The sequence below is a fragment of the Geodermatophilus sp. SYSU D01045 genome (genome assembly GCF_054050295.1).
Map to the genome: position 1 here is coordinate 75,511 of NZ_JBJGZB010000016.1, position 23,876 is coordinate 99,386.

At 76.0% G+C, this 23,876-nt stretch carries 25 protein-coding genes and 1 riboswitch; of the genes, 13 read left to right on the forward strand and 12 right to left on the reverse strand.

Annotated features, from left to right (window positions below; translation table 11 throughout):
- Positions 1 to 138 precede the first annotated feature (138 nt).
- The 10 genes from ACI798_RS14960 to ACI798_RS15005 all read left to right on the forward strand — a co-directional run bounded on the left by ACI798_RS14960 (position 139) and on the right by ACI798_RS15005 (position 11,210).
- Positions 139 to 498: a hypothetical protein gene (locus tag ACI798_RS14960; protein WP_457048267.1), complete on the forward strand. Its 360-nt coding sequence runs from the start codon at positions 139 to 141 to the stop codon at positions 496 to 498.
- Positions 499 to 541: 43 nt separating this feature from the next.
- A complete protein-coding gene (locus ACI798_RS14965; protein ID WP_456942544.1) occupies positions 542 to 1,324 on the forward strand; it encodes a thioesterase family protein in 783 nt (260 codons plus the stop codon).
- 70 nt (positions 1,325 to 1,394) lie between these two features.
- Positions 1,395 to 2,285, forward strand: a complete 891-nt coding sequence (locus tag ACI798_RS14970; RefSeq protein WP_456942543.1) for a mechanosensitive ion channel family protein — start codon at positions 1,395 to 1,397, stop codon at positions 2,283 to 2,285.
- Positions 2,282 to 2,806, forward strand: coding sequence for a hypothetical protein (locus tag ACI798_RS14975; protein WP_457048268.1), 525 nt, complete (start codon positions 2,282 to 2,284; stop codon positions 2,804 to 2,806). The genes ACI798_RS14970 and ACI798_RS14975 overlap by 4 nt, the downstream gene beginning before the upstream one ends.
- Before the next feature lie 70 nt (positions 2,807 to 2,876).
- Positions 2,877 to 4,457 (forward strand): carboxyl transferase domain-containing protein, encoded by a 1,581-nt coding sequence (locus ACI798_RS14980; protein WP_457048269.1) that lies wholly within the window; start codon positions 2,877 to 2,879, stop codon positions 4,455 to 4,457.
- Positions 4,454 to 6,430: an acetyl/propionyl/methylcrotonyl-CoA carboxylase subunit alpha gene (locus tag ACI798_RS14985; protein ID WP_457048270.1), complete on the forward strand. Its 1,977-nt coding sequence runs from the start codon at positions 4,454 to 4,456 to the stop codon at positions 6,428 to 6,430. Before ACI798_RS14980 ends, ACI798_RS14985 begins: the two co-directional genes overlap by 4 nt.
- A 24-nt stretch (positions 6,431 to 6,454) precedes the next feature.
- Positions 6,455 to 7,495, forward strand: a complete 1,041-nt coding sequence (locus tag ACI798_RS14990; protein ID WP_456942539.1) for an NAD(P)H-dependent flavin oxidoreductase — start codon at positions 6,455 to 6,457, stop codon at positions 7,493 to 7,495.
- 23 nt (positions 7,496 to 7,518) lie between these two features.
- A riboswitch (SAM riboswitch) is annotated at positions 7,519 to 7,635 on the forward strand.
- A gap of 44 nt (positions 7,636 to 7,679) precedes the next feature.
- The gene (locus ACI798_RS14995; protein ID WP_457048271.1) at positions 7,680 to 8,972 is read left to right on the forward strand and encodes a bifunctional o-acetylhomoserine/o-acetylserine sulfhydrylase; all 1,293 of its coding nucleotides are present in this window, start codon (positions 7,680 to 7,682) and stop codon (positions 8,970 to 8,972) included.
- A gap of 10 nt (positions 8,973 to 8,982) precedes the next feature.
- Positions 8,983 to 10,056: a homoserine O-acetyltransferase MetX gene (gene metX, locus ACI798_RS15000; protein ID WP_457048272.1), complete on the forward strand. Its 1,074-nt coding sequence runs from the start codon at positions 8,983 to 8,985 to the stop codon at positions 10,054 to 10,056.
- A gap of 86 nt (positions 10,057 to 10,142) precedes the next feature.
- Complete coding sequence (locus tag ACI798_RS15005; protein ID WP_456942537.1) at positions 10,143 to 11,210, forward strand: threonine aldolase family protein; 1,068 nt, start codon at positions 10,143 to 10,145, stop codon at positions 11,208 to 11,210.
- 76 nt (positions 11,211 to 11,286) lie between these two features.
- Here the strand turns inward: ACI798_RS15005 and ACI798_RS15010 are convergent, their stop codons facing one another.
- Positions 11,287 to 11,874 carry a gamma carbonic anhydrase family protein gene (locus ACI798_RS15010; RefSeq protein ID WP_456942536.1) on the reverse strand — a complete coding sequence of 196 codons (588 nt, stop codon included), beginning with the start codon at positions 11,872 to 11,874 and terminating at the stop codon, positions 11,287 to 11,289.
- Between the two features lie 44 nt (positions 11,875 to 11,918).
- Here ACI798_RS15010 and ACI798_RS15015 point away from each other — a divergent pair, with 44 nt between their 5' ends.
- Both ACI798_RS15015 and ACI798_RS15020 read left to right on the forward strand, forming a co-directional pair.
- Positions 11,919 to 12,956: a uroporphyrinogen decarboxylase family protein gene (locus ACI798_RS15015; protein WP_456942535.1), complete on the forward strand. Its 1,038-nt coding sequence runs from the start codon at positions 11,919 to 11,921 to the stop codon at positions 12,954 to 12,956.
- Between the two features lie 28 nt (positions 12,957 to 12,984).
- Positions 12,985 to 13,551: a YdeI/OmpD-associated family protein gene (locus ACI798_RS15020; protein ID WP_456942534.1), complete on the forward strand. Its 567-nt coding sequence runs from the start codon at positions 12,985 to 12,987 to the stop codon at positions 13,549 to 13,551.
- Positions 13,552 to 13,554: 3 nt separating this feature from the next.
- Here ACI798_RS15020 and ACI798_RS15025 read toward each other — a convergent pair whose 3' ends face one another.
- From ACI798_RS15025 to ACI798_RS15055, 7 genes are all read right to left on the reverse strand, one after another.
- Positions 13,555 to 15,039 (reverse strand): APC family permease, encoded by a 1,485-nt coding sequence (locus ACI798_RS15025; protein WP_456942533.1) that lies wholly within the window; start codon positions 15,037 to 15,039, stop codon positions 13,555 to 13,557.
- Between the two features lie 50 nt (positions 15,040 to 15,089).
- Positions 15,090 to 16,118, reverse strand: coding sequence for a C40 family peptidase (locus ACI798_RS15030; RefSeq protein WP_457048273.1), 1,029 nt, complete (start codon positions 16,116 to 16,118; stop codon positions 15,090 to 15,092).
- Positions 16,119 to 16,292: 174 nt separating this feature from the next.
- Entirely contained in the window at positions 16,293 to 16,766 is a 474-nt protein-coding gene (locus ACI798_RS15035; protein WP_456942531.1) for a hypothetical protein, read from the reverse strand.
- Between the two features lie 102 nt (positions 16,767 to 16,868).
- Positions 16,869 to 17,171, reverse strand: a complete 303-nt coding sequence (locus tag ACI798_RS15040) for a hypothetical protein (protein WP_457048274.1) — start codon at positions 17,169 to 17,171, stop codon at positions 16,869 to 16,871.
- 255 nt (positions 17,172 to 17,426) lie between these two features.
- The gene (locus tag ACI798_RS15045; RefSeq protein ID WP_457048275.1) at positions 17,427 to 18,815 is read right to left on the reverse strand and encodes a metallopeptidase TldD-related protein; all 1,389 of its coding nucleotides are present in this window, start codon (positions 18,813 to 18,815) and stop codon (positions 17,427 to 17,429) included.
- The gene (locus ACI798_RS15050) at positions 18,812 to 20,323 is read right to left on the reverse strand and encodes a TldD/PmbA family protein (protein ID WP_457048276.1); all 1,512 of its coding nucleotides are present in this window, start codon (positions 20,321 to 20,323) and stop codon (positions 18,812 to 18,814) included. Before ACI798_RS15050 ends, ACI798_RS15045 begins: the two co-directional genes overlap by 4 nt.
- Before the next feature lie 38 nt (positions 20,324 to 20,361).
- Positions 20,362 to 20,700, reverse strand: a complete 339-nt coding sequence (locus tag ACI798_RS15055) for a UBP-type zinc finger domain-containing protein (RefSeq protein ID WP_457048277.1) — start codon at positions 20,698 to 20,700, stop codon at positions 20,362 to 20,364.
- 116 nt (positions 20,701 to 20,816) lie between these two features.
- Between ACI798_RS15055 and ACI798_RS15060 the strand changes: the two genes are divergently transcribed.
- Positions 20,817 to 21,662 carry an MBL fold metallo-hydrolase gene (locus ACI798_RS15060; RefSeq protein ID WP_456942526.1) on the forward strand — a complete coding sequence of 282 codons (846 nt, stop codon included), beginning with the start codon at positions 20,817 to 20,819 and terminating at the stop codon, positions 21,660 to 21,662.
- Between the two features lie 60 nt (positions 21,663 to 21,722).
- On the opposite strand, the gene ACI798_RS15065 is transcribed toward ACI798_RS15060, so the two are convergent.
- The 4 genes from ACI798_RS15065 to ACI798_RS15080 form a co-directional block, all read right to left on the reverse strand.
- Positions 21,723 to 22,130 (reverse strand): VOC family protein, encoded by a 408-nt coding sequence (locus ACI798_RS15065; protein ID WP_457048278.1) that lies wholly within the window; start codon positions 22,128 to 22,130, stop codon positions 21,723 to 21,725.
- Positions 22,123 to 22,605 (reverse strand): SRPBCC family protein, encoded by a 483-nt coding sequence (locus ACI798_RS15070; RefSeq protein WP_456942524.1) that lies wholly within the window; start codon positions 22,603 to 22,605, stop codon positions 22,123 to 22,125. Before ACI798_RS15070 ends, ACI798_RS15065 begins: the two co-directional genes overlap by 8 nt.
- A complete protein-coding gene (locus ACI798_RS15075) occupies positions 22,602 to 22,964 on the reverse strand; it encodes a metalloregulator ArsR/SmtB family transcription factor (protein ID WP_456942523.1) in 363 nt (120 codons plus the stop codon). The genes ACI798_RS15070 and ACI798_RS15075 overlap by 4 nt, the downstream gene beginning before the upstream one ends.
- 61 nt (positions 22,965 to 23,025) lie before the next feature.
- Positions 23,026 to 23,865, reverse strand: a complete 840-nt coding sequence (locus ACI798_RS15080; RefSeq protein WP_457048279.1) for an endonuclease/exonuclease/phosphatase family protein — start codon at positions 23,863 to 23,865, stop codon at positions 23,026 to 23,028.
- Between the last annotated feature and the right edge of the window lie 11 nt (positions 23,866 to 23,876).

A 23,876-nucleotide genomic window follows, 5' to 3' on the forward strand; every position in this document is an offset into this window, starting at 1 on the left:
TACCGGCGCATAGCCGGCGGTGCCGTGCCCCGCGATCACGGCGTGGTGACCACGCCCGCCCGGCGCGTCGCGGTTCCGGCGCCATGATCGCGGTCACGGCACGGGTGGCCCCCAGCGAGGGCGGGCACCCTGGACGGCGTGACCGAACCCCGCCCCCCGTGGTCCCGACGGCGCCGCCGCCTGCTGCTGTGGCTGGGCGCGGGGGCCGTCGTCGGCGGGGCCGGGGCGCTCGTGCTGCCCGCCGAGTTCGGCGTCACCGCTGCCTGTCTGGGGGCGCTGTGCGCGTTCCTGCTGGTCGCGGCGGCGGTGGTCTTCGTCGCCTTCCCGGGGCCGGACACCGCCGGCGCGCTGCTGCGGTCGACGCCGGTGGCCGGCGCGGTGCTCGTGGTGGGCGTCCTGGTCGCCCTGTCGGCGGAGGGGCAGCCGCTGTGGTGGGTGGCCGCGGGGGTGGGCGCGGTGTGGCTGGGGTCCGCGGTGTGGCTGGCCCGCTCCGGCTGACCCGCGGGGCGCCCCCGGCCCGGGCGGGGCGAGACTGCGGGACGTGCACCTGCCCTCCGCCTGCTACCTCCCGGACGGCGACGGCTACGTCGCGACCGCGCTGACCATCGGCCCCTGGGACCCGGGTCTCCAGCACGCCGGGCCGCCGGCCGCGCTGCTCGCCCGCGAGGTCGAGCGCGCCGGCGGGATCCCCGGCGGGCAGACGGTGCGGCTGGCCTACGACGTCCTCGGGCCGGTGCCGGTGGGCCCGGTGCAGGTGGAGGCGCGGGTGCTGCGCCCGGGCAAGCGGATCGAGCTGGTCGAGGCCACGCTCACCGCGGCGGGACGCACGGCGATGCGGGTGACCGCCTGGCGGATGCGCAGCCGCGACGCGGCCGACACCGCCACGCCCCCGCAGCCGGCCGCCGTCGGCCCGGAGGACGCCCGCCCGGCGGTGTTCGACGTGTTCAGCGAGGAGGTCGCCTACCACCGCGCACTCGACTGGCGGGAGGCGTCGGGCTCGCTCACCGGCACCGGGCCGGCCGCGGCCTGGACCCGGCCGCTGTGCGCGCTGGTCGAGGGCGGGCCGATGACGCCGCTGGAGCACCTGCTGGTCATGACCGACGCGGCCAGCGGCATCTCCGCCGAGCTCCCGTGGGACCGGGCGACCTTCGCCAACGTCGACCTCGTCGTCGCGCTGTTCCGGCAGCCGGCGGGCGAGTGGCTGGGCATGGACGCGACGACGACGATCGGACCCGGCGGCGTCGGGCAGTGCTCGGCCGACCTCCACGACACCACGGGGCGGATCGGCCGCTCGGTCGCCTCGCTGTTCGTCGAGCCGAGGTAGCGGCGGCGGCCGGCCGCACCGGGTTGGATGGGCACCGACCCCTCGAGCAGACCGGAGGACCGGATCCCGCATGGCACCGTTCACCGACCTGCTCGACTGGCTGGCCGGCCGCGGCCTGGAGATCGTGCTGATCGTCCTGGGCTCGGTCCTGGTGGCCCGGTTCACCAGCTGGGTGGGCGACCGGATCACCAGCCGCATCGACGCCCGCTCCACCGGCGGCGACGTGCTGGTCCGCTCCGAGGCGGCCAAGCACCGGCACTCGCTCACCCAGGTCGTCACCTGGACGCTCATCGTGCTCGTCTACGCGGTGGCGGTGTTCTACGTGCTCGACCGCCTCGGCGTCCCGGTCACCGGCCTGGTCGCCCCGGCCACGGTGCTCGGCGTGGGCCTCGGGTTCGGCGCGCAGCGGATCGTCGGCGACGTCCTGGCCGGGTTCTTCCTCATCACCGAGCGGCAGTACGGCTTCGGCGACGTCGTCTCGATCCAGGTCGTCGGCGGCGGCGACCCGGCCGACGGCACGGTCGAGGACGTCACCCTGCGGATCACCCGGCTGCGCTCGGCCGACGGCGAGGTGGTCACCATCCCGAACGGGCAGATCGTCAAGGTGGTCAACCTGTCCCGTGACTGGGCGCGCGCGGTGGTCGACGTCCCGGTGCCGACGACGGCCGACGTCAACCGGGTCAACGAGATCCTCCGCGAGGTGGGCCGGCAGGCCTTCGCCGACGCCGACCTGCGCCGCCTGCTGCTCGACGAGCCGAGCGTGATGGGCGTCGAGAGCATCGACCTCGAGCAGGTCAACGTGCGGGTGGTCGCCCGCACGCTGCCCGGCCGGCAGTTCGAGGTGAGCCGCGACCTGCGCGCCCGGATCGTCCTGGCGTTCGGCCACGCCGGCCTCAACGTCACCCCCGAGCCGGCGCCCGCCCCGGCTCCCGCCCCCGCCCGGCAGGGGGCCCAGCAGTGACCGTCCCCGGCGCCCCGCGCCCCGACGAGCAGCCGGGCGGCGGCGACCCCGCCGGCCGCGGCCGCTTCGGCCTGTCGACCGTCCTGCGCCGCTCGCCGGGGCACGTCGGCCGGGCGCGCACCTCCACGCTGGTGCTGGTCGCGCTCTTCCTGGGCCTGGGCGTGCTCTACCTGTACGTGAAGCCACCGGACCCGGCGACCGTCCCGGCCGGCGGCACGACGGAGGTCACCACGCCGGCGCCCGCGCCGGAGACGACGGCACCCCCGACGACCACCGGGCCGGAGCCGACGACGGCACCCCCGACGACCACCGGGCCGGAGCCGACGACGCCGGGCGAGACGCCGGAGGGGACGACGGTGCCGCCGTCCGCCCCGACCACCACCGAGCCGGCCACCCCGACCCTCCCGGCGCCGACCACCCCGCGGCCGACGGGGCCCGCGACGGAGACGCCGACGACGCAGAGCCCGCCGTCCCCCGCCGAGGAGCCCGCGCCGACGACGGGCAGCACCCCCACGACCTGACGCGGCGCGTGGACAGCGCATGTGAACGGCCGTTAACGTCGGGGGCGCAGACCCCACACAGGAGGCACACATGGCGGTGGCCGCGCCGGAGTCGTCGCGCGCCCGGCACGAGGACCTGGTCGCCGAGCTGCGCGAGCGGCTCGCCCGGCGCGCGCTCGGCGGCTCCGAGGCCGCCCGCGCCCGGCACGTCGAGCGCGGCAAGCTGCTCCCCCGCGACCGCGTCGCGCACCTGCTCGACCCCGGCAGCCCGTTCCTCGAGCTCTCGCCGCTGGCCGCCGAGGACATGTACGACGGCGACTCCCCCGGCGCCGGGATCATCGCCGGCATCGGCCGCGTCGCGGGCCGTCCGTGCGTCGTCGTCGCCAACGACGCCACGGTCAAGGGCGGCACCTACTACCCGGTGACGGTGAAGAAGCACCTGCGGGCGCAGGAGGTGGCGCTGCAGAACCGGTTGCCCTGCGTCTACCTCGTCGACTCCGGCGGCGCGTTCCTGCCGATGCAGGACGAGGTCTTCCCCGACCGCGAGCACTTCGGCCGGATCTTCTTCAACCAGGCCACGATGAGCGCCCGCGGCATCCCGCAGGTGGCCGCCGTCCTCGGCTCCTGCACCGCCGGCGGCGCGTACGTGCCGGCGATGGCCGACGAGTCGGTGATCGTCCGCGAGCAGGGCACGATCTTCCTGGGCGGGCCGCCGCTGGTGAAGGCCGCCACCGGCGAGGTGGTCAGCGCCGAGGACCTCGGCGGCGGCGACCTGCACAGCCGCGTCTCCGGCGTCACCGACCACCTGGCCGACGACGACGAGCACGCGCTGGAGATCGTCCGCGGCATCGTCTCCACGCTGGCCCCGCCCGCGCCGTCGGCCTGGGAGGTGGCCCCGCCGCGGGACGCCGTCCGCCCGCAGACCGACCTCTACGACCTGGTGCCGGTCGACCCCCGCACGCCCTACGACGTCCGCGACGTCATCACCACGCTGGTCGACGGCGGCGAGCACCAGGAGTTCAAGGCGCTCTACGGGCCCACCCTGGTGACCACCTTCGCCCGGCTGCACGGGCACCCGGTCGGCATCGTCGCCAACAACGGCGTGCTGTTCGGGGAGTCCGCGCTCAAGGGCGCGCACTTCGTCCAGCTGTGCGACCAGCGGCGCATCCCGCTGCTGTTCCTGCAGAACATCACCGGCTTCATGGTCGGCCGCGACTACGAGGCCGGCGGCATCGCCAAGCACGGCGCCAAGATGGTCACCGCCGTCGCCTGCGCCCGCGTGCCCAAGCTGACCGTCGTCATCGGCGGGTCCTACGGCGCCGGCAACTACTCGATGTGCGGCCGGGCCTACTCGCCCCGCTTCCTGTGGATGTGGCCCAACGCCCGCATCTCGGTGATGGGCGGCGAGCAGGCCGCCTCGGTGCTGGCCACCGTCCGCCGGGACGGGCTGGCCGCCCGCGGCACCGACTGGCCCGCCGAGGAGGAAGAGGCGTTCAAGGCGCCGATCCGCGGCCAGTACGAGGCCCAGGGCAACCCCTACTACTCGACGGCGCGGCTGTGGGACGACGGCGTCCTCGACCCCGCCGACACCCGCACCGTCCTCGGCCTGGCGCTGTCCGCGTGCGCGCAGGCCCCCCTCGACGACGTCGCCTACGGCGTCTTCCGGATGTGAGCAGCAGCGTGTTCGACACCGTCCTCGTCGCCAACCGGGGCGAGATCGCCGTCCGCGTCGTCCGGACCCTGCGCCGGCTCGGCATCCGCTCGGTCGCCGTCTACAGCGACGCCGACGCCGGCGCCCCGCACGTCCGCGCCGCCGACGTCGCCTACCGGCTCGGCCCCGCCCCGGCCGCGGAGAGCTACCTGTCGGTGGAGCGGGTCGTCGAGGCCTGCCTCGCCACCGGCGCGCAGGCCGTGCACCCCGGCTACGGCTTCCTCTCGGAGAACCCGGCCCTGGCCGCCGCGCTGGACGACGCCGGCGTCGTGTTCGTCGGCCCGCCGGCCGAGGCGATCCGGGTGATGGGCGACAAGATCACCGCCAAGAAGACGGTGGTCGCCTCGGGCGTGCCGGTCGTCCCCGGCATCGCCGAGCCCGGCCTCACCGACGACGACCTGGTGGCCGCCGCCCCCGGCATCGGGTTCCCCGTGCTGGTCAAGCCCTCGGCGGGCGGTGGCGGCAAGGGCATGCGGGTGGTCGAGGACGCCGCCGGCCTGCCCGCGGCCCTGGCGTCGGCCCGCCGCGAGGCCCGCGCGGCGTTCGGCGACGACACGCTGTTCCTCGAGCGGTTCGTGCAGCGGCCGCGGCACGTTGAGGTGCAGGTGCTCGCCGACGCGCACGGCGCGGTCGTCCACCTCGGCGAGCGCGAGTGCAGCCTGCAGCGCCGGCACCAGAAGGTGGTCGAGGAGGCGCCGTCGCCGCTGCTGGACGCCGCCACCCGCGAGCGGATCGGCGCGGCGGCCTGCGCCACCGCGCGCAGCGTCGGCTACACCGGCGCGGGCACCGTGGAGTTCATCGTGTCGGCCGACCGTCCCGACGAGTTCTTCTTCATGGAGATGAACACCCGGCTGCAGGTCGAGCACCCGGTCACCGAGCTGGTCACCGGCCTGGACCTGGTCGAGCAGCAGCTGCGGGTGGCGGCCGGGGAGCCGCTCGCCTTCGCCCAGGACGACGTCGCGCTCACCGGCTGGGCGGTCGAGGCACGGGTCTACGCCGAGGACCCGGCCCGCGGCTTCCTCCCCACCGGTGGGCGGGTGCTGGCGCTGGCCGAGCCCGAGGGCGCCCGCGTGGACTCCGGCATCGCCGCCGGCACCGTCGTCGGCTCGGACTACGACCCGATGCTGGCCAAGGTGGTCGCCGCGGGCCCCGACCGCGCCACCGCGCTGGCCGCGCTGGACCGGGCGCTCGCGGACACCGCGGTGCTCGGCGTGACCACCAACGTCGGGTTCGTGCGGTCGCTGCTCGCCGAGCCCGCGGTCCGCGCCGGGGACCTGGACACCGCGCTGCTCGACCGGTTCGCCGCCGCCTGGGAGCCGCCCGCCGTCCCCGACGACGCCGTCCTCGCCGCCGCCGCGCACGTGTGGCTGGCCACCTGGGCCGCCGCCGACCCGGCCGACCCGTGGAGCGCGCCCACCGGCTTCCGCGCCGGCGCGCCGTCCGCGCCGTTCACCGTCCGGCTGGAGGCCGGCGGGCGGCAGCGGACGGTGACGCTGACCGGCACGCCGGCCGCCGCGCGCGCCGGCCTCGACGGCGCCGACGCCGGCCCGCTGAGCTGCGCGCCCGAGGACGGCGGCCTGGCGCTGGTCCGCGACGGCGTGCGGTCGCACTGCCGGGTGGCCGAGGACGGCGACGCGCTGTTCGTGCACGCCGGCGGCGCGGACTGGCCGCTGCGGCGGGCCCGGCGGCTGGTGCTGCGGCCGGACGCCGCCGCGCACGCCCCCGAGCTGACCAGCCCGATGCCCGGCACGGTGATCGCCACCCCGGCGTCCGGCGGGCAGACCGTCGGCGCGGGGGACCCGGTGGTCGTCGTCGAGGCGATGAAGATGGAGCACACGCTGCGCGCCCCGGCCGACGGCGTCGTCGACCTGCTCGTCGCCCCCGGCGACCGCGTGGCGCTCGACCAGGTGCTGGCCCGGCTGACCCCGGCCTGAGCCGCGGGGCGCAGGATGCCCGGCATGGTGCTGGGGCTGCGTCGACCGGTCGTGCAGGCGCCGATGGCCGGCGGGCCGTCGACGGTGGAGCTGGCCGCGGCGGTGTCGGAGGCCGGCGGCCTGGGATTCCTCGCCGCCGGCTACCGGACGCCGGAGGCGGTGCGCGAGGAGGTCCGCGCCGTCCGGGCGCGGACCGGGGAGCGGTTCGGCGTCAACGTCTTCGTCCCCGGGCCGCCCGCCGACGAGGGTGCCCTGCGCCGCTACGCCGAGCGGCTGCGGCCCGAGGCGCGGCGGTGGGGCGTGGACCTCGGCGAGCCCCACGCCGACGACGACGCGTGGGAGGCCAAGGTCGCGGTCCTCGCCGAGGAGCGGGTGCCGGTGGTGTCGTTCGCCTTCGGCCTGCCGCGGCCGGACATGGTCGCCGCGCTGCACGACGCCGGCGCCACCGTGCTGGTCACCGTCACCTCGCCGGAGGACGCGCTCGCCGCCCGCGACGCCGGCGCGGACGCCCTGGTGGTGCAGGGCGTCGAGGCCGGCGGGCACCGCGGCGGGCTCCGCGACGAGGACGGCGCGGGCGAGTACGGGCTGCTGCCGCTGCTGCGGCTGGTCGCCCGGGCGGTGGACCTGCCGATGGTCGCGGCCGGCGGGATCGCCGACGGCCCCGCGGTGGCCGCGGTGCTCGTCGCCGGGGCGGAGGCCGCGCAGCTGGGCACGGCGTTCCTCCTGTGCCCCGAGGCGGGGACCGGCGCCGCGCACCGGGCGGCGCTGGGCGCCGGCCGGCCGACGGCGCTCACCCGGGCGTTCAGCGGCCGGCGCGCCCGCGGGCTGGTGAACCGCTTCCTCGCCGAGCACACCGCCGCGGCCCCGGCCGCGTATCCGCAGGTCCACCACCTGACGACGCCGCTGCGCGCGGCGGCCCGGCAGGCCGGCGACCCGGAGGCCATCAGCACGTGGGCGGGGCAGGCGTACCCGCTGGCCGAGGCGCTGCCCGCCGGGGAGCTGGTCGCCCGCCTCGCCGACGACGCCGCGGCCGCCCTCGCGCACCCCCGGCCCGGCGCCTCCTGACCTGGCGCTAGGGTTCCGCGCAGGCTCACGAGAGGCAGCGACAAGTACCTGGCTGGCTGCCCGGCAACCTCTCCTCCGTCCGAGGTGCTCCCAGGGGAAGAGCCGGCCGTGCGGCGTCCGCCGCGCGGCAAGACGGAGCCCTCCGTGCGCCGCGGGGTCTCCGCGAGCGAGAGGAGACGGCGCCGTGCCCGACCAGCAGAGCTGGAGCTTCGAGACCCGGCAGATCCACGCCGGGACCAGCCCCGACCCCACGACCGGGGCCCGCGCCCTGCCGATCTACGCGACCACCAGCTACCAGTTCCGCGACGCCCAGCACGCCGCCGACCTGTTCGCGCTGGCCGAGATGGGCAACATCTACACGCGGATCATGAACCCGACGCAGGACGCGCTCGAGCAGCGCGTGGCCTCGCTCGAGGGCGGCGTCGCCGCGCTCGCGGTGGCCAGCGGCCAGGCCGCCGAGACCCTGGCGATCCTCAACGTCGCCGAGGCCGGCAGCCACGTCGTCGCGTCGGCGTCGCTGTACGGCGGCACCTACAACCTGCTGCACCACTCGCTGCCCAAGCTCGGCGTCGAGGTGTCCTTCGTCGAGGACCCCGACGACCCGGAGAACTGGCAGTCGCTGGTCCGCGAGAACACCAAGGCGTTCTACGGGGAGTCGATCGGCAACCCGAAGGGCGACGTCCTCGACATCTCCGCGGTGTCGGAGGTGGCGCACCGCAACGGCGTGCCGTTGATCGTCGACAACACCATCGCCACGCCGTTCCTCGTCCGCCCGCTCGAGCACGGCGCCGACGTCGTCGTCCACTCGGCCACCAAGTACCTGGGCGGCCACGGCACCGCGATCGCCGGGGTCATCGTCGACGGCGGGAACTTCGACTGGACCCGCGGCCGGTTCCCCGGCTTCACCACGCCGGACCCGACCTACCACGGCGTCGTCTACGCCGACCTGGGCGCCCCGGCCTACGCGCTCAAGGCCCGGGTGCAGCTGCTGCGCGACCTCGGCCCGGCGATCAGCCCGTTCAACGCCTGGCTGGTCGTGCAGGGCATCGAGACGCTGTCGCTGCGCATGGAGCGGCACGTGGCCAACGCCCAGCGGGTGGCCGAGTTCCTCGAGGCGCACGACGAGGTGGAGTCGGTGCACTACGCCGGCCTGCCGTCCTCGCCGTGGCACGCCGCCCAGCAGCGCTACGCCCCCCGTGGGGCCGGCGCGGTGCTGGCGTTCGAGATCCGCGGCGGCGTCGAGGCGGGCAAGCGCTTCGTCGAGGCGCTGGAGCTGCACAGCCACGTGGCCAACATCGGCGACGTCCGCAGCCTGGTCATCCACCCGGCGTCGACGACGCACTCGCAGCTCACGCCGGAGGAACAGCGGACCACCGGCGTCACGCCCGGCCTGGTGCGGCTGGCTGCCGGCCTGGAGGGGATCGAGGACGTCCTCGCCGACCTCGAGGCCGGGTTCCGCGCCGCGAAGGGCGCCTGACGTGGGCGGGGTGCGGGACCTCCCGGGGTCCCGCACCCCGCCGCGCACCGGCGGGTGGCGCGACGGCGACCCCGCCGGGGACCGGCTGTTCCTCGACCTGGACGGACCGGTCCGGCTCGAACGCGGCGGGGTGCTGCCCGGCGTCCGGGTGGCCTACGAGACCTGGGGCACGCTCGCCCCCGACGGCGGCAACGCGGTGCTGGTCGAGCACGCGCTCACCGGCGACAGCCACGTCACCGGCCCCGCGGGGCCCGGCCACCCGACGCCGGGCTGGTGGGCGTCGCTGGTCGGGCCGGGCGCGGCGCTGGACACCGACCGGTTCTTCGTCGTCTGCGCCAACGTGCTCGGCGGGTGCCAGGGGACGACCGGGCCGTCCTCGACCGCGCCCGACGGCCGGCCGTGGGGGCAACGGTTCCCCGAGGTGACCGTCGGCGACCAGGTGCTGGTCGAGGCGGCGCTCGCCGACACGCTCGGCGTCGACCGCTGGGCCGCCGTCGTCGGCGGGTCGATGGGCGGGATGCGGGCGCTGGAGTGGGCGGTCGCGCTGCCCGACCGGGTGGCCGGGCTGTTCTTCCTCGCCTCGGGCGCGGCGGCCACCGCCGACCAGATCGGCACCCAGACCACCCAGCAGGCCGCGATCCGCGCCGACCCGGTCGCCGGGCTCGGCGTCGCCCGGCGGATCGCGCACCTGACCTACCGCAGCACGTTCGAGCTGGAGGAGCGGTTCGGCGCGACCGTGCAGGCCGACGGCCGGTTCGCCGTCGCCTCCTACCTCGACCACCACGCCGACAAGCTCACCCGCCGGTTCGACGCCGGCAGCTACCTGGTGCTCACCGAGGCGATGAACACCTGGGACGTCGGCCGCGGCCGGGGCGGGGTCGAGGCGGCGCTGGCCCGGGTGACCGCGCGGGCGGTGGTGGCCGGCGTCGACTCCGACCGGCTCTACCCCCTGGAGCTGCAGCGGCGGGTGGCCGACGCACTCGGCGTGCCGCTGCGGGTGGTGACCTCGCCGTACGGGCACGACGGCTTCCTCATCGAGGCCGGCACCGTCGGCGTGCTCCTCCGCGAGCTGCTCGACGCCTGACCCGTCCCCCGGTCGAGATCGCGCGATCTCGCACGCTCCCCCGGCCCCGGGCGTGCGAGATCCCGCGATCTCGACAGACTGGGGCCGTGGACGACGACCTCGACGCCCTCCGGCTGGCCTGCGACCGCGCCCTGACCGGCCACGGACCCCAGCGCGCCGCCGACCTGCTGGCCAGCATCCCGCCGGACACCGCGCTGGACCGGTACGGCGCGGGCGGCGTCGTCGCGGAGCTCGAGGCGGAGGTCGCGCGGCTGCTGGACAAGCCGGCCGCGGTCTACCTGCCCAGCGGGACGATGGCCCAGCAGGCGGTGCTGCGGGTGCACGCCGGGCGCAGCCGCCGGTCCACCGTCGTCGCCCACCCCGAGTGCCACCTGTTCCGGCACGAGGGCGGCGCGCTGGCGCGGCTGCAGGGCCTGGTCGAGCGGCCGGTCGGCGACCGGCACCGGATGCTGCTGCGCGCCGACCTCGACGGCGTCGCCGAGGCGCCGGCCGCGCTGGTGGTGGAGCTGCCGCAGCGGGACCTGGGCGGTCCGCTGCCGCCGTGGGACGACGTCGTCGAGCAGGCCGCGTGGGCGCACGACGTGCACTCGGTGGCCCACCTCGACGGCGCCCGGCTGTGGGAGGCCGCCGCCGGCTACGAGATGCCGCCGGCCGACGTCGCGGCGCCGTTCGACACCGTCTACGTCAGCTTCTACAAGGGGATCGGCGCGCTGGCCGGGTGCTGCGTGGCCGGGCCCGCGGACGTCGTCGCCGAGGTCCGGGAGTGGCGCGGGCGGATGGGCGGCACGCTGTTCGGCCTGTGGCCGGGCGCGGCCTCGGCGCTGTCGTGCCTGCGCCGCCGGCTGCCGCTGTTCCCCGCCTACCTGGAGCGGGCGCGGGAGGTGGCCGAGACCGTCCGCGGCCTGCCCGGGGTGCGCGTGGTGCCCGACCCGCCGCAGACACCGATGCTGCACCTGCTGCTGTCGACCACCCCGGACGCCTTCGGCGCCGCCGCCCGCGCGCTGGCGGAGGAGGGGCTGTGGACCTGGGCGCAGGCGGGCGTCACCGGCGACCCCACCGTGGTGCGCGTGGAGCTCCCCGTGGGCGACGCGACGCTGGCGCTGTCCCTCGACGAGGTCCGCGACACGGTCGCCCGCCTCGCCGGCGCCCTCTGAGGTGACGTGAGGGAACGGCCGCCCTCCAGGGGCCCGCGCCGAGCATGCGAGGCGTGGGGGGAAGGGCGGTCCTTCGTCAGTCCGCGGCGTCGCCGGGGGTGTAGCCGGCCGGGGGCAGCGGACGGCGCACCACCGGCCGCACCTTCCGCGCCGCCTCGAGCCGCTCGGTGTAGCTGGCCGCGTTGAGCCGGATGTGGGTGAGGTCGTCGTCGGTGGTCGGCCGCAGCACCCGCGCCGGGACGCCGGCCACCAGCGACCCCGGCGGCACGACCGTGCCCTGGGTGACGACGGCGCCGGCGGCCACGATCGAGCCGGCGCCGATGTGCGCGCCGTTCATGACCACGCTGCCCATGCCGACCAGCACGTCGTCGTCGACGCGGGCGCCGTGCAGGACGACGCGGTGCCCGACGGTGACGCCGCGGCCGACGAGGAGCGGGAAGCCGGGGTCGGAGTGCAGCGTGCTGCCGTCCTGGATGTTCGAGCCCTCGCCGATCTCGATGACCTCGGCGTCGGCCCGGGCGACCGCGCCGTACCAGATGCTGGCGCGCGGCCCCATGGTGACCGCGCCGACCACCACCGCCGTCGGCGCGACGAAGGCCTCCTCGTCGATGGCCGGGGCGCCGAAGGGCAGTTCCGCGATGTAGTTGTCCGCCACGGCGTCCACCCCAGCACACCCGGAGCCCGGTCGGCGCGGGCAGGATCCTCCCCGTGCCCGCTTCCCTGCCGCCGCTGCCCACCACGGTCGTCGGGAGCCTGCCCCAGCCCGGGTGGCTCATCGACCACGAGCGCCTGGCACACCAGTTCCCGCCCCGGGTGCGCGCCCGGGAGCTGTGGCGGCCGGCGCCGGACCTGCTCGAGGAGGCGCAGGACGACGCGACGCTGCTGGCGGTCCGCGCCCAGGAGGCGGCCGGCCTGGACCTGGTCGGCGACGGCGAGCAGCGGCGGGAGTCCTACTCCAACCACTTCGCCACCGCGCTGGACGGCGTCGACGTCGACACCCCCGGCACCGTGCTCAACCGCTCGGGCCGGCCGATCCCCGTGCCCCGGGTGGTCGGCGAGCTCCGCCGCCGCGGCCCGATCCAGGCCCGCGACGTGCGGTTCCTCCGCGCCGCCACCGACCGGCCGGTCAAGATCACGCTGCCCGGCCCGTTCACCATGGCCCAGCAGGCGGCCGACGAGCACTACGGGGACGACCGGGCCCTGGCGCTGGCCTACGCCGACGTCGTCCGCGAGGAGATCGCCGACCTGTTCGCCGCAGGCGCCGACGTCGTGCAGATCGACGAGCCGTGGCTCCAGGCCCGGCCCGAGGTGGCCCGCCGGTACGGCGCCGAGGCGGTGACCCGCGCCGTGGAGGGCGCGCCCGGCCCGGTGCACCTGCACCTGTGCTTCGGCTACGCGGCCATGGTGAGCGAGCGCCCCGAGGGCTACTCGTTCCTGCCCGAGCTCGCCGACACCCCGGTCGACACGGTCTCGGTGGAGACGGCGCAGGCGCACCTGGACCCGGCGCAGCTGCAGCCGCTGCGCGGCAAGGGAATCGCCCTCGGCGTGCTGGACCTGTCCACGCCGGAGGTGGAGACGCCGGAGGTGGTGGCCGACCGCGTCCGGCGGGCCCTCGACGACGTCGACGTCGACCGGCTGGTCCTCACCAGCGACTGCGGCCTGAAGTACCTGCCGCGGGCCTCCGCCGAGGGCAAGATGCGGTCGCTCGCCCGGGCGGCGGAGGTGCTGCGCGCGGAGCTGTCGTGAGCGCCCGGCAGGGGCCAGGATCCCCGTCGTGACCCCGCCGACCGACCTGCCGGTCCTCGCCTTCTCCGATCAGGCCGCGTTCGAGGCGTGGCTGGAGGCCGAGCACGCCACCGCCCCGGGCCTCTACGTGAAGCTGGCCAAGAAGGGGGCCGGCGTCCCCTCGCTCACCTACGCCGAACTCGTGGAGTCGGTGCTGTGCTTCGGGTGGATCGACGGCCGGTCCAACCGCCTCGACGAGCGGTGGTACCTCATCCGCGTGACGCCGCGGCGGCCGCGCAGCGTGTGGTCGCAGAAGAACGTCGACGCCGTCGCCGAGCTCACCGCGGCCGGCCGGATGCGCCCCGCGGGGCTGGCCCAGGTCGAGGCGGCCCGGGCCGACGGCCGCTGGGACCGCGCCTACGCGGGCCCGGCCACCATCACCGTCCCCGACGACCTCGCCGCGGCACTGGCCGCCGAGCCCGCCGCGGAGCGGGCCTTCGCCGCGCTCGGGGCGCAGGACCGCTACTCCGTCCTCCACCGGGTGCAGACCGCGGCCACCCCGGCGACCCGCGCGAGGCGGATCGCCGCGGCGGTGGCGCAGCTGGCCGGGGGCTGAGGATCAGCCCACCAGCGGGTCGGCGTCCTCCGGGGCCACCGAGGGCCGCTCCTGCCAGAAGCGGGCGTCGCGCCACCGCCACAGCAGCATGAGCACGATCCCGGCGACCATGATCCCGACGCCGATCACCAGCGGCGGGCCGAGGCCGAGCCAGGCCTGGCCGGTGTAGCTGTTCTCCGGGTCGGCGAGGTCGCGCACGGAGAGCACCAGCAGCCAGCCGAGCATCGCCGCCCCGGCCAGGGGGCCGACGCCGAGCAGCAGCGCGTCGCGCAGGCTGCGGACCAGCCGGCGGCGGAAGTACCAGGCGCAGGCCAGGCCGGTGAGCGCGTAGTACAGCGCGATCAGCAGCGACAGCGCGGTGATCGAGTCGAACAGCGCGTTCTCGCTGACCAGGTGCACGCCCACGTACCAGGCGACCGCCACGCCGGCGACCCACCAGGTGGAGACGTCCGGCGTCCGGAACCGCTCGGACACCGACCCGAACCGCGCCGGCAGCGCCGCCCGCCGCGCCATCGACAGGCCGGTGCGCGAGGCCGGGATGATCGTCGTCTGCGTGGAGGCGATCGCCGAGGTGGCGACGGCGGCCAGCACCACCCAGTCCCAGCCCCCCAGCGCCTGCGTGGACAGCAGCGCGAAGACCGCCTCCTCCTCGTCGGCGTTGCCGGCCAGCCACGTCGTCCCGGCGAAGGAGACGACGGCGACCGCGACGCCGACGTAGGTGAGCAGCAGGACGACCGTCGACAGCACGCCGGCCCGGCCCGGGGCGACCCGCGGGTCGGCGGTCTCCTCGGTCAGGTTGACCGCGGACTCCCAGCCCCAGTAGGCGAAGACGCCGAGCAGGAGACCCCCGGTCAGCGCCGCCCCGCCGGCGCCGAAGGGGTCCAGCCAGTCCCAGGACGGCGTCAGCCCGCCGAACGGCGAGTCGCCCCGGACGCCGCGGACGACCGCGACGACCGCGAACGCCAGCAGCGCCGCGGTCTGGGCGAGGATCAGCCCGTCCTGCAGCCGGGCGGAGATCTCCGTGCCGAGCACGCAGATCGCCGACATGACGACGACCAGCAGCACGCTCAGCGCGACGACCGCGGGCGTGGAGTCGGCCAGGGCGTCCAGGCCCAGCACGAGCAGGGTGAACCGGACGCCGACCTCGGCCAGCGACCCGACCACCAGGACGCCGGTCATCGTGATCGCCCAGCCGCCGATCCAGCCCGCCGTCGGGCCGAAGGCGCGGGTCACCCAGGAGAACGTCGTCCCGCAGTCGGGGTCGGCCCGGTTGAGCGCGGCGAACGCGCCGGCGATGAGCAGCATCGGCACGAACGACGCCAGCATCACCCCGGGGGCGTGCACCCCGACCAGGGCGACGACGGGGCCGATGACCGCCGCCAGCGAGTAGGCCGGCGAGGTCGCGGCCAGGCCGATGACGAGCGAGTCGAGGAAGCCGATGGCCTCGGGCCGCAGGGCGGGTTCCTCACGCGGCAGTGCCCGGGTCACGGAGGGCAACGCTACGGCCCCTCCGCGGGCGCAGCGCGCCCGACGGGCGCCTAGGCCACGCGGACGGCGCCGCGGTACCCCGACTGGTCCACGCTGGTCACGGCGACCGGCTGGCCGTGGGTGCGGGCGTGCACCATCTTCCCGTCGCCGATGTAGAGGCCGACGTGGCTGACCGGCGAGTAGAAGTAGACGATGTCGCCGGGCATGAGGTCCGCCCGTGCCACCGGCGTCCCCATCGTCGACTGCGCCTTGCTCGAGTGCGGCAGCGCGATGCCCGCGGCGGCGTAGGCGTAGGAGGTCAGCCCGGAGCAGTCGAAGCCGTCGGGCCCGGAGGCGCCCCAGACGTAGGGGTCGCCGAGCTGGGCCAGCGCCGTCTGCACGGCGATTGCGGCGGCGGGGCCGGGTGCGGCGGCCGCGGCGGCGGCGGCCGACGGCGCGTCGAGGACCGGGCCGGCCAGCGCGGTGGTGACGCGGGCCTGCTCGGCGGCCGACAGCCGCTCGAAGTCGGCCTCGTACGCGTCGGCCTGGGCCTGGGCCTGCGCCTGCTGGTCGTGCAGCGCGGTGAGCGCGGCGGTGGCCTCGGCGGCCGCGGCGTCGGCGTCGGCCCGGGCCTGCTCGGCCGCGGCCTGGGCGGCGGCCACCTCGGTGAGGACGCCGTCGGTGTGCTCGGCGATGAGGTCGATCATGGTCATCTGGGCGACGAGGTCGTCGGCGGAGTCGCTGCCCAGGAAGGCGGCCACGCGGGAGCGGGTGGTGCCGGTGTAGCCGCTCTGCGCGATGGCGCGGATGGCCGGGGCGTACTGCGCGAGCGTCGCCTCGGCGGTGTCGGCGGCCGCGTCGGCGGCGGTGGCGGCCTGCTGCTGGGCGGCGACCGCCAGCTCGGCCTGGTGCACCTGCTCGTCGAGGGCGGTCAGCTGCCGGCCGGCCTCCTCGACCAGCTGCGCGGCCTCCGCGGCGGTGGCGGGCGGCGTGCCCGGCTCGGCGGAGGCGGACGAGGGGGCGAGCACGAGGGCCACCAGGCCGGTGGCGGCGACGACCGCGCCCGTCCAGCGCCGTCCCGTCGTCCGGTTGCGCTGCACGATCGGCCTCCCCCTGCCGCCTCCCGGCGGCGCTCCCCGTGGTCTCGTCGGTACGGACCGTATGGAGGAGGTCAGCGGAGCGTGCGCAGGGCGCGCGGTTCCCGGGGCCGGCGGGACCCCACGCGCCCCGTCCGTCCCACCCGCCCCGGCCGTACCGCGAGGAGGCCGGTCCTGTCAGGGGGAGGTGCTGCGGCGGCGGTCGGGGGCGAGCGGGACCAGCGCGTCGGACACCGCGCCGGTGACGAGGGAGTAGACGGCCTTGCCGGCGACGTCGACGACGCGGTCCTGCCGCGACCAGGTCCACGGCGGGTCGCCGACCCCGGTGGCGTTCTCCAGCGTCTGGTCGGTGGCCAGCCGGACGGAGGTGTGCCAGGCCGAGGCGCGCCAGCCGCGCAGGCCGCTGGCCGACCAGATCCCCCGGAGCGCACCGACGGCGGCGCCGGTGCCCCAGTGCATGAGGTGGTTGCGCACGAACGGCCGCTCGGACCCGGGCGGCCGGCGCCGGGTGGCCAGCGCGGTGAGCGTGCGGGCCGGCACGTAGGAGTCGGGCCGGCCGGTCACCCGCTGCTCGGCCTTCGTGACCAGGGTCATCGCCGCGGTGCCGGCCAGTCCGGCCAGGGCACCGCGCACCGCCGCTCGTCCCAGCATGCGAGGCCGGGTACCCCGCGGGGCGGGCGCCGAACGGCGCCCGCCCCGCGGGTCGGTCTGTCCGGGCCGGCTCTGTCAGCGGCCGACTCCATCTGGGCCGGCTCAGCCGGCGAGCGGCTCCTCGGCGTCGAGCCCGGCGACGCGCTGCAGGTCGCGCAGGACGGCGGACAGCTCGTCGGCGGTCCACGGCTCGCAGCAGTCGCAGCCGTCCTCGTCGAAGCAGCGCAGGCCCAGCGTGCCGCCGGCCTGGTCCTCGTCGATGGAGAGGTGCCCGCTGACGGGCGAGCGGTGGCAGGCGCAGGCCGAGGCGCACAGCCCGATGCCCCACCCGGAGACGACGACCGTGCGGCCGTCGTCCCAGATCTTGCCCACCTGGAACACCGAGGGCTTCTGGTTGCGGGTCATGGCGTGCTCCCCTCGCGCCCCCGGGACCCGGAGGCTCTCTGCGGTTCGCCGGAAAAATATCCGGGATCCGTGTTTGAGGGGAGCAGCCGTGCGGTATGGGTGCTCCTTTTCACTCCTGCGTCACAGCGGCCCCACGCGCCCCCGTCCGGGACGCCGCTCGTCGCCGGTGCGGGCCCCCGGGGTCTTCCTCGCGGTCCCGGGGTGCTGCAGGGCTCCGGGACCGCGAACTCGACCCGAGGAGCGGGCCGACGGCGTCTAGCTGGCCGGGGACACCGAGCTCATGTTGAAGTCCGGCACGCGCACCGGCGGCATCGCGGCGCGGGTGAACCAGTCGTTCCACTCGCGCGGCAGCGTCCGCTCGGTGCGCCCGACCTCGCCGATCCGCGCCAGCAGGTCCACCGGCGACTCGTTCCACCGGAAGTTGTTCACCGCGCCGGTGACCTCGCCGCCCTCGACGAGGAACACGCCGTCGCGGGTCAGGCCGGTGAGCAGCAGCGTCTGCGGGTCGACCTCGCGGATGTACCAGAGCGTGGTCAGCAGCAGCCCGCGGTCGGTGGCGGCGACCATGTGCTCCAGGGACGCCGTCGCGCCGGGCTGCTCGAGCAGCAGGTTGTCGACGGCGGCCACCGCGGGCGCCGTCGTCTTCAGCGCCCAGGCCCGCGGCCGGATCAGGTTGGTGAGGACGCCGTCGCGGATCCAGTCGACGGCGGGCGTCGCCATCCCGTTGTCGAACACGCTGGCCGAGCCGGACGAGGTGCTCACCACCTGGAACGGCGCCGTCTCCAGCCCGGGGGCGTGCGGGTCGCTGCGCAGGGTCAGCGGGAGCTGGGCCAGCCGGTCGCCGATCCGGTTGCCGCCGCCGGCCTTGGCGTAGACGTTGCGGCCCTCGTCGGCGTCGCGGGCCTCCATCGTCCAGTAGGCGTAGATCATCAGGTCGCTCACGGCCGAGGGCGGCAGCAGCGTCTCGTACCGCCCGGCCGGCAGCTCGACGCGCCGCTGCGACCAGCCGAGCTTGCGCTCCACGTCGGCGGCGAGGCCGGCCACCGACACGTCGCGGAAGTCCCGGGTGCCGACGCCGGACCACACCGACCGCGCGAAGTCGCTGCTCTTGCCGTTGAGCTCGACCCGGCCGCTGGGCTGGTCGGTGCGCAGGCGCAGGCCGGTCGAGGTGCCCACGTACGTCGTCGTCAGGGCGTGCTCGGCGTAGCCGAACAGCAGGTCGCCGCGGTCCCGCGCGGCCCCGAACGCCTCCCCCAGCGCCGGCGCGAAGTCCGCGAACACCTCGATCGAGGTCTCTGCGGGCTCGGCGTCCCAGTCCCCCGCACCCGGCGGCGTCTCGCTGACCAGCGGCACCGCGTCCTCGGCCGGGCCGGCGTCGCGGGCGGCCTGCTCGCTGGCGGCGACCAGCTCGGCGACGTCGGGCGTGCCGGTCCGCGCGACCGTGCCGGTGGCCATCCCGGCGCCGCCGTCGACGAACGACACGACGACGACCTGGCGCGAGCGCATCGCCCCGTTCGTCGTGAGGCTGTTCGACGCCCACCGCAGGTTGGCCTCGGTGCTCTCGACGACGTAGGCGACGCAGCCGTCGGCGGTCGAGGCGGCCAGCGCCTTCTCGACCAGCTGCTGCGCGGTCAGCTGGCTCATCGCCCGCCCTCCTGGATCGTGTTGAGGATGGTGACGCCCTCGAAGAGCGCGGCCGGGCAGCCGTGGCTGACCGGCGCGATCTGCCCGGGCTGGGCCTTGCCGCAGTTGAACGCGCCGCCGAGGCGGTAGGTCGAGGCGCCGCCGACGGCGCGCATCGAGCCCCAGAAGTCCGTCGTCGTGGCCTGGTAGGCGACGTCGCGCAGCTGCCCGGCCAGCCGCCCGCCCTCGATCCGGTAGAAGCGCTGGCCGGTGAACTGGAAGTTGTAGCGCTGCATGTCGATCGACCAGCTCTTGTCGCCGACGACGTAGATGCCGCGCTCGACCCCGCCGATCAGCCCCGCGAGGTCCGGCCCGTCGGCGGCCGGCTGCAGCGAGACGTTGGCCATCCGCTGCACCGGGACGTGCCGCGGCGAGTCGGCGAACGAGCAGCCGTTGGAGCGGGCCATCCCGCCGAGCCGGGCGGTGTTGCGGTCGACCTGGTAGCCGACCAGCACGCCGTCGCGGACGATGTCCCACTGCTGGGCCTCGACGCCCTCGTCGTCCCAGCCGATGCTCGACAGGCCGTGCTCGACCGTGCGGTCGCCGGTGACGTGCATGAGCTCCGAGCCGTAGCGCAGGCTGCCCAGCCCGTCGACGGTGGCGAACGACGTGCCGGCGTAGGCGGCCTCGTAGCCCAGCGCCCGGTCCAGCTCGGTGGCGTGGCCGACGGACTCGTGGATGGTCAGCCAGAGGTTGGAGGGGTCGACGACGAGGTCGTAGCGGCCCGGCTCCACCGACGGCGCCTTGGTCTTCTCCCGCAGCAGCTCGGGGATCTGCGCGAGCTCGGCGTCCCAGTCGACGTGGTCCCCGGTCAGGTACTCCCAGCCGCGGCCGGCCGGCGCGGCGAGGGTCCGCATGCTCTCGAACGCGCCGGTGCCGCGGTCGACGGTGAGCGCGGTGAACTCCGGGGAGATGCGCACGCGCTGCTGGCGGGTGCGGGTGCCGTTGGTGTCGGCGTAGTACTTCTGCTCCTTGACGTGCATGCACCCGGACTGCACGTGCTCGACGCCGTCGGCGGCCAGCAGCCGCTCGGACAGCTCGGTGAGCAGCGCGGTCTTCTCGGCGTCGGGCACCTCGAACGGGTCGACGTCGTAGGACGACACCCAGGAGCCCTCGTGCTGCGGCTCGGGGGCGAGCTCGACCCGGTCGGTGGCCAGCGCCGCCGACACCTGCGCGACGGCGACCGCCTGCTCGGCCAGCCGCACCGCCTCGGCCGCGGTGAGGACGACGCCCGCGGCGAACCCCCAGGTGCCCTCGTGCACCACGCGGACGGCCAGGCCCAGGTCCTCGCCGTCGGCCAGGGCCTCCAGCCGCGCGTCGCGCAGGCTGATCGACTGGGTGCGGATGCGCTCCACCCGGATGTCGGCGTGCTCGCAGCCGAGGTCGACCGCGCGGGTCAGCGCCGCCTCGGTGAGCGCGGACAGGGGCAGGGCGAGGAAGGACTCGTCGACGTCGCGGGGCTGCACCACCGCCCCTGTCTACCAGCCGGGTGCTCCCCGCCCCGCCCTCAGTGCAGGTGCCGCTGCCAGTCCGCGGGCACCCGGCCGACAGGCCCGGGCGCCGGCTGGCCCACGGGGTGCGAGGTCGGCGGCGCCAGCCGGAGGTCCCCGCCGAACTCCCCGGCGGCGTAGTCCCAGGTCCAGTCCTCACCGGGCTCGAAGCTCTGCGCGATCCGGTGCCCGGTGGCCGCGGCGTGCGCCGAGGCGTGCTGCGACGGCGAGGAGTCGCAGCAGCCCACGTGGCCGCAGGCGGCGCAGCGGCGCAGGTGGAACCACCACCCGCCGGTGGCGTCGCAGTCGGCGCAGCCGGTGCCGCTCGGCGGGACGGACGGATCGACCTGGCTCATCGGGCTCCTCCTGGGTCCTGCGACGGGTCCTCCGGGAGGCACCCTCCCGCGGCCGGCGACCCGCCGACAAGGCCGGCCGGGTTGCAGGACGACGGCTGACGGGTAGCCGCCCGGGCATGACCGCCGACCCGGGCAGCGCCGACCGCAGCACCGCGCCGACCGACGAGAGCACCTCCGACGTCACCCTCACCTTCGGCGGCAACGCGACGACGCTGCTGCGGCTGGGCGGGTTCACCCTGCTCACCGACCCGAACTTCGTCCGGCGCGGCGAGCGCGTCTACCTGGGCAAGGGGCTGTTCGCCAGGCGGCTGACCGACCCGGCGCTGCTGCCCGAGGACCTGCCCGACCTCGACGCCGTCCTGCTGTCCCACCTGCACGGTGACCACTGGGACCGGGTCGCCTACGCGACCATCGACAAGGCCACGCCGGTCGTCACCACCCCGGCGGCCGCGCGCACGCTGTCCTCGCGCGGCTTCTCGGCGACGGCGGACCTGCGGCCGTGGCAGGTGCACGAGGTCAGCCGCGGCGAGGAGACGCTGCGGATCACCTCGGTGCCCGGCGTCCACGGCCCCGGCCCGCTGGCCCGGGTGCTGCCGCCGGTGATGGGCAGCGTGCTGGAGTTGCTCCGCGACGGCGAGGTGTCCTGGCGCGGGTACGTCACCGGCGACACCCTGTTCCGGCCGTGGCTGGGCGAGGTGCTGGAGCGCTGCGGGCCGCTCGACGTCGTCGTCCCGCACCTGGGCGGCACGAAGGCGCTGGGCGTCACCGTGACCATGGACGGCCGGCAGGGCGCCGACCTGGTGGAGCTGCTGAAGCCGCCGGTGACCGTGCCGGTGCACTACGACGACTACGACCGGTTCGCGTCGCCGCTCGGCGACTTCGTGCGGGAGGTCGCCGAGCGGCGGGCGCCCGGGCAGCTGCGGACCGTCGTGCGCGGGGAGACGATCTCGCTGCGCGCCTAGGAGGCGTCGCACCTGGAAGGCGTCGCACCTGGAAGGCCGCGCACCCAGAAGGCGTCGCACCTAGAAGGCGTCGCCCGTCCGCCAGGCCATCTCCTGGAGGGTCAGGGTGTTGCCGTCCGGGTCGGCGATCGCCGCGTACTTCACCCCGCCCCCCACGTCCACCACGGGCCCGACGTCGGCACCGCGGCTCACCAGGTCCGCACGGGCCTGCTCGATGTCGGCGACGACGAGGTGCAGCGCCCGCACCGAGCCGGGAGTGCCCTCGTAGGCCGCCAGGCCGGTGCCGAAGCCGACGGAGCAGGCCGAACCCGGAGGGGTCAGCTGGACGACCCGCACGCCGTCGGCCGGCCGCACGTCGACGTCGACGGTGAAGCCCAGCCGGTCGGCGTAGAAGGCCTTCGCCCGGTCGACGTCGGCGACGGGGATCGGCACGAGCTCGAGCTTCATCTCCACGGCGTGTTCAGCCACGCGCGAGCACCTCGTCGAGGCGCTCGTAGCCCTCGACGACGCCGACCTCCATGCCGCTGGCGAGCATCGCGTCGCGGTCGGCGAACGAGTCGCACAGCGAGGTGGCGGTGAGCCGGGTCCGGCCGTCGCCGAGGTCCTCGAGCACGAGCTTCTCCAGGGCGACGCCGTCGGGCTGCCCCTCGAAGGTGAACGTCTGCACGATCAGCTCGTCGGGCCGGACCTCGTGGAAGGAGCCGTGGAACGCGTACTCGCCGTCGGCGTCGCTGTGCACGTAGCGGTAGGAGCCGCCGGTGCGGCAGTCGTAGCGGTCGATGCGCATCTCCAGCCCGCGCGGGCCCATCCACTGCACGAGCAGGTCCGGGTCGGTGTGCGCGCGGAACACCTTGCTGCGCGGGGCGTCGAACTCCCGGGTGATGCGGATCAGCGGGACCTCGGGGTCGGCGGCGATCTGCGTCTGACGCGTGCTGGTGGTCATGACCGGTTCTCCTCCTGCGCGATGGGCGGGGAGACGTCGTCCGGCATGGACCGGAGGACGTCGTCGAGGCGGCGGTAGCGCTCCTCGGCCTGGCGCCGGTAGCGCTCGATCCACTTCGTCATCAGGTCGAACACCTCCGCCTCCAGGTGCACCGGGCGGCGCTGGGCCTCCCGGCTGCGGCTGACCAGGCCGGCGTCCTCGAGCACCTTCAGGTGCTTGGAGACCGCCTGCACGGTCACGTCGTAGGGGGCGGCGAGCTCGCCGACCGTCGCGTCGCCGATCGCGAGCCGCGCGACCATGTCGCGCCGCGTCGGGTCGGCCAGCGCCGCGAACACCCGGGAGAGCGGGTCTGCCGCCACCAGCGACCTCCTTCGTCAACCTCTCGGTTGAACACAACGGTAGGGTCGGCAGACTCCCTTGTCAACCGATCGGTTGAGCAGCCCAGGAGCCCGGCGGGTGGCCGGGCAGGTCGAGGTCGGCGACGACGCCGGAGTGGTCGCTGGCCCAGACGCCGGCGACCGGCTCGTCCAGCACCCGGGCGCAGGAACGGACCTGCAGCGTCGGCCCGTGCGCGCCGCTGCGCACGAGGACCCAGTCGATGCGCCGGCTGACCGCCGTGGCCACCTCGCCCGCCCGCACCAGCGGGTTCCGGGCGTCGAAGGTGAACCCGGGATCGGCCGGGTGCAGGGTCTCCCAGGCGTCCTGGAAGCAGACGCTCGTCCCCTCCAGCGACCGGCGTCCGCGCAGGAACTGTGCGCTCGCCGCGTCCGGGGTCGCGTCGAGGTCGCCGAGGAGGACGGCGTGGTCCACCCCGCCGGCCCGGCGCTCGACCGCCCGCGCGGCGGCGAGGGCCTGCTGCTCGCGTTCGAACTCGAACCCGAACTGCCAGCTCGGCTTGTGGTGGGCGACCAGCACGCGGCCGACCGCGGTGTCCACCTCGGCGAGCAGCGTCGCGCACCAGGGGAGGTCGTGCGCCCGCGGCGTGCAGCGCTGGTCGACCTCCTCGACCACGCGGTGCGGCGCCCGCGTGGCCAGCACGCCGCCCACCCCGTCGTCGGCGGCCCGGGAGAAGGGGGTCATGTGATACCCGGGGCCGAGCAGCTCCTCCACGGTGCCGTCCGCGACGGGCACCTCCTGCAGCGCGACGACGTCGGCGGCCAGCCGGCGCAGCGTCTCCCCGACCAGGGCGCTGCGCCGGGCCCAGTCCGGGTTGGCCGGCCCGAGCACGTTCATGGTCAGGACCCGCAGGGACGCCGCCATGCGGCGCAGTC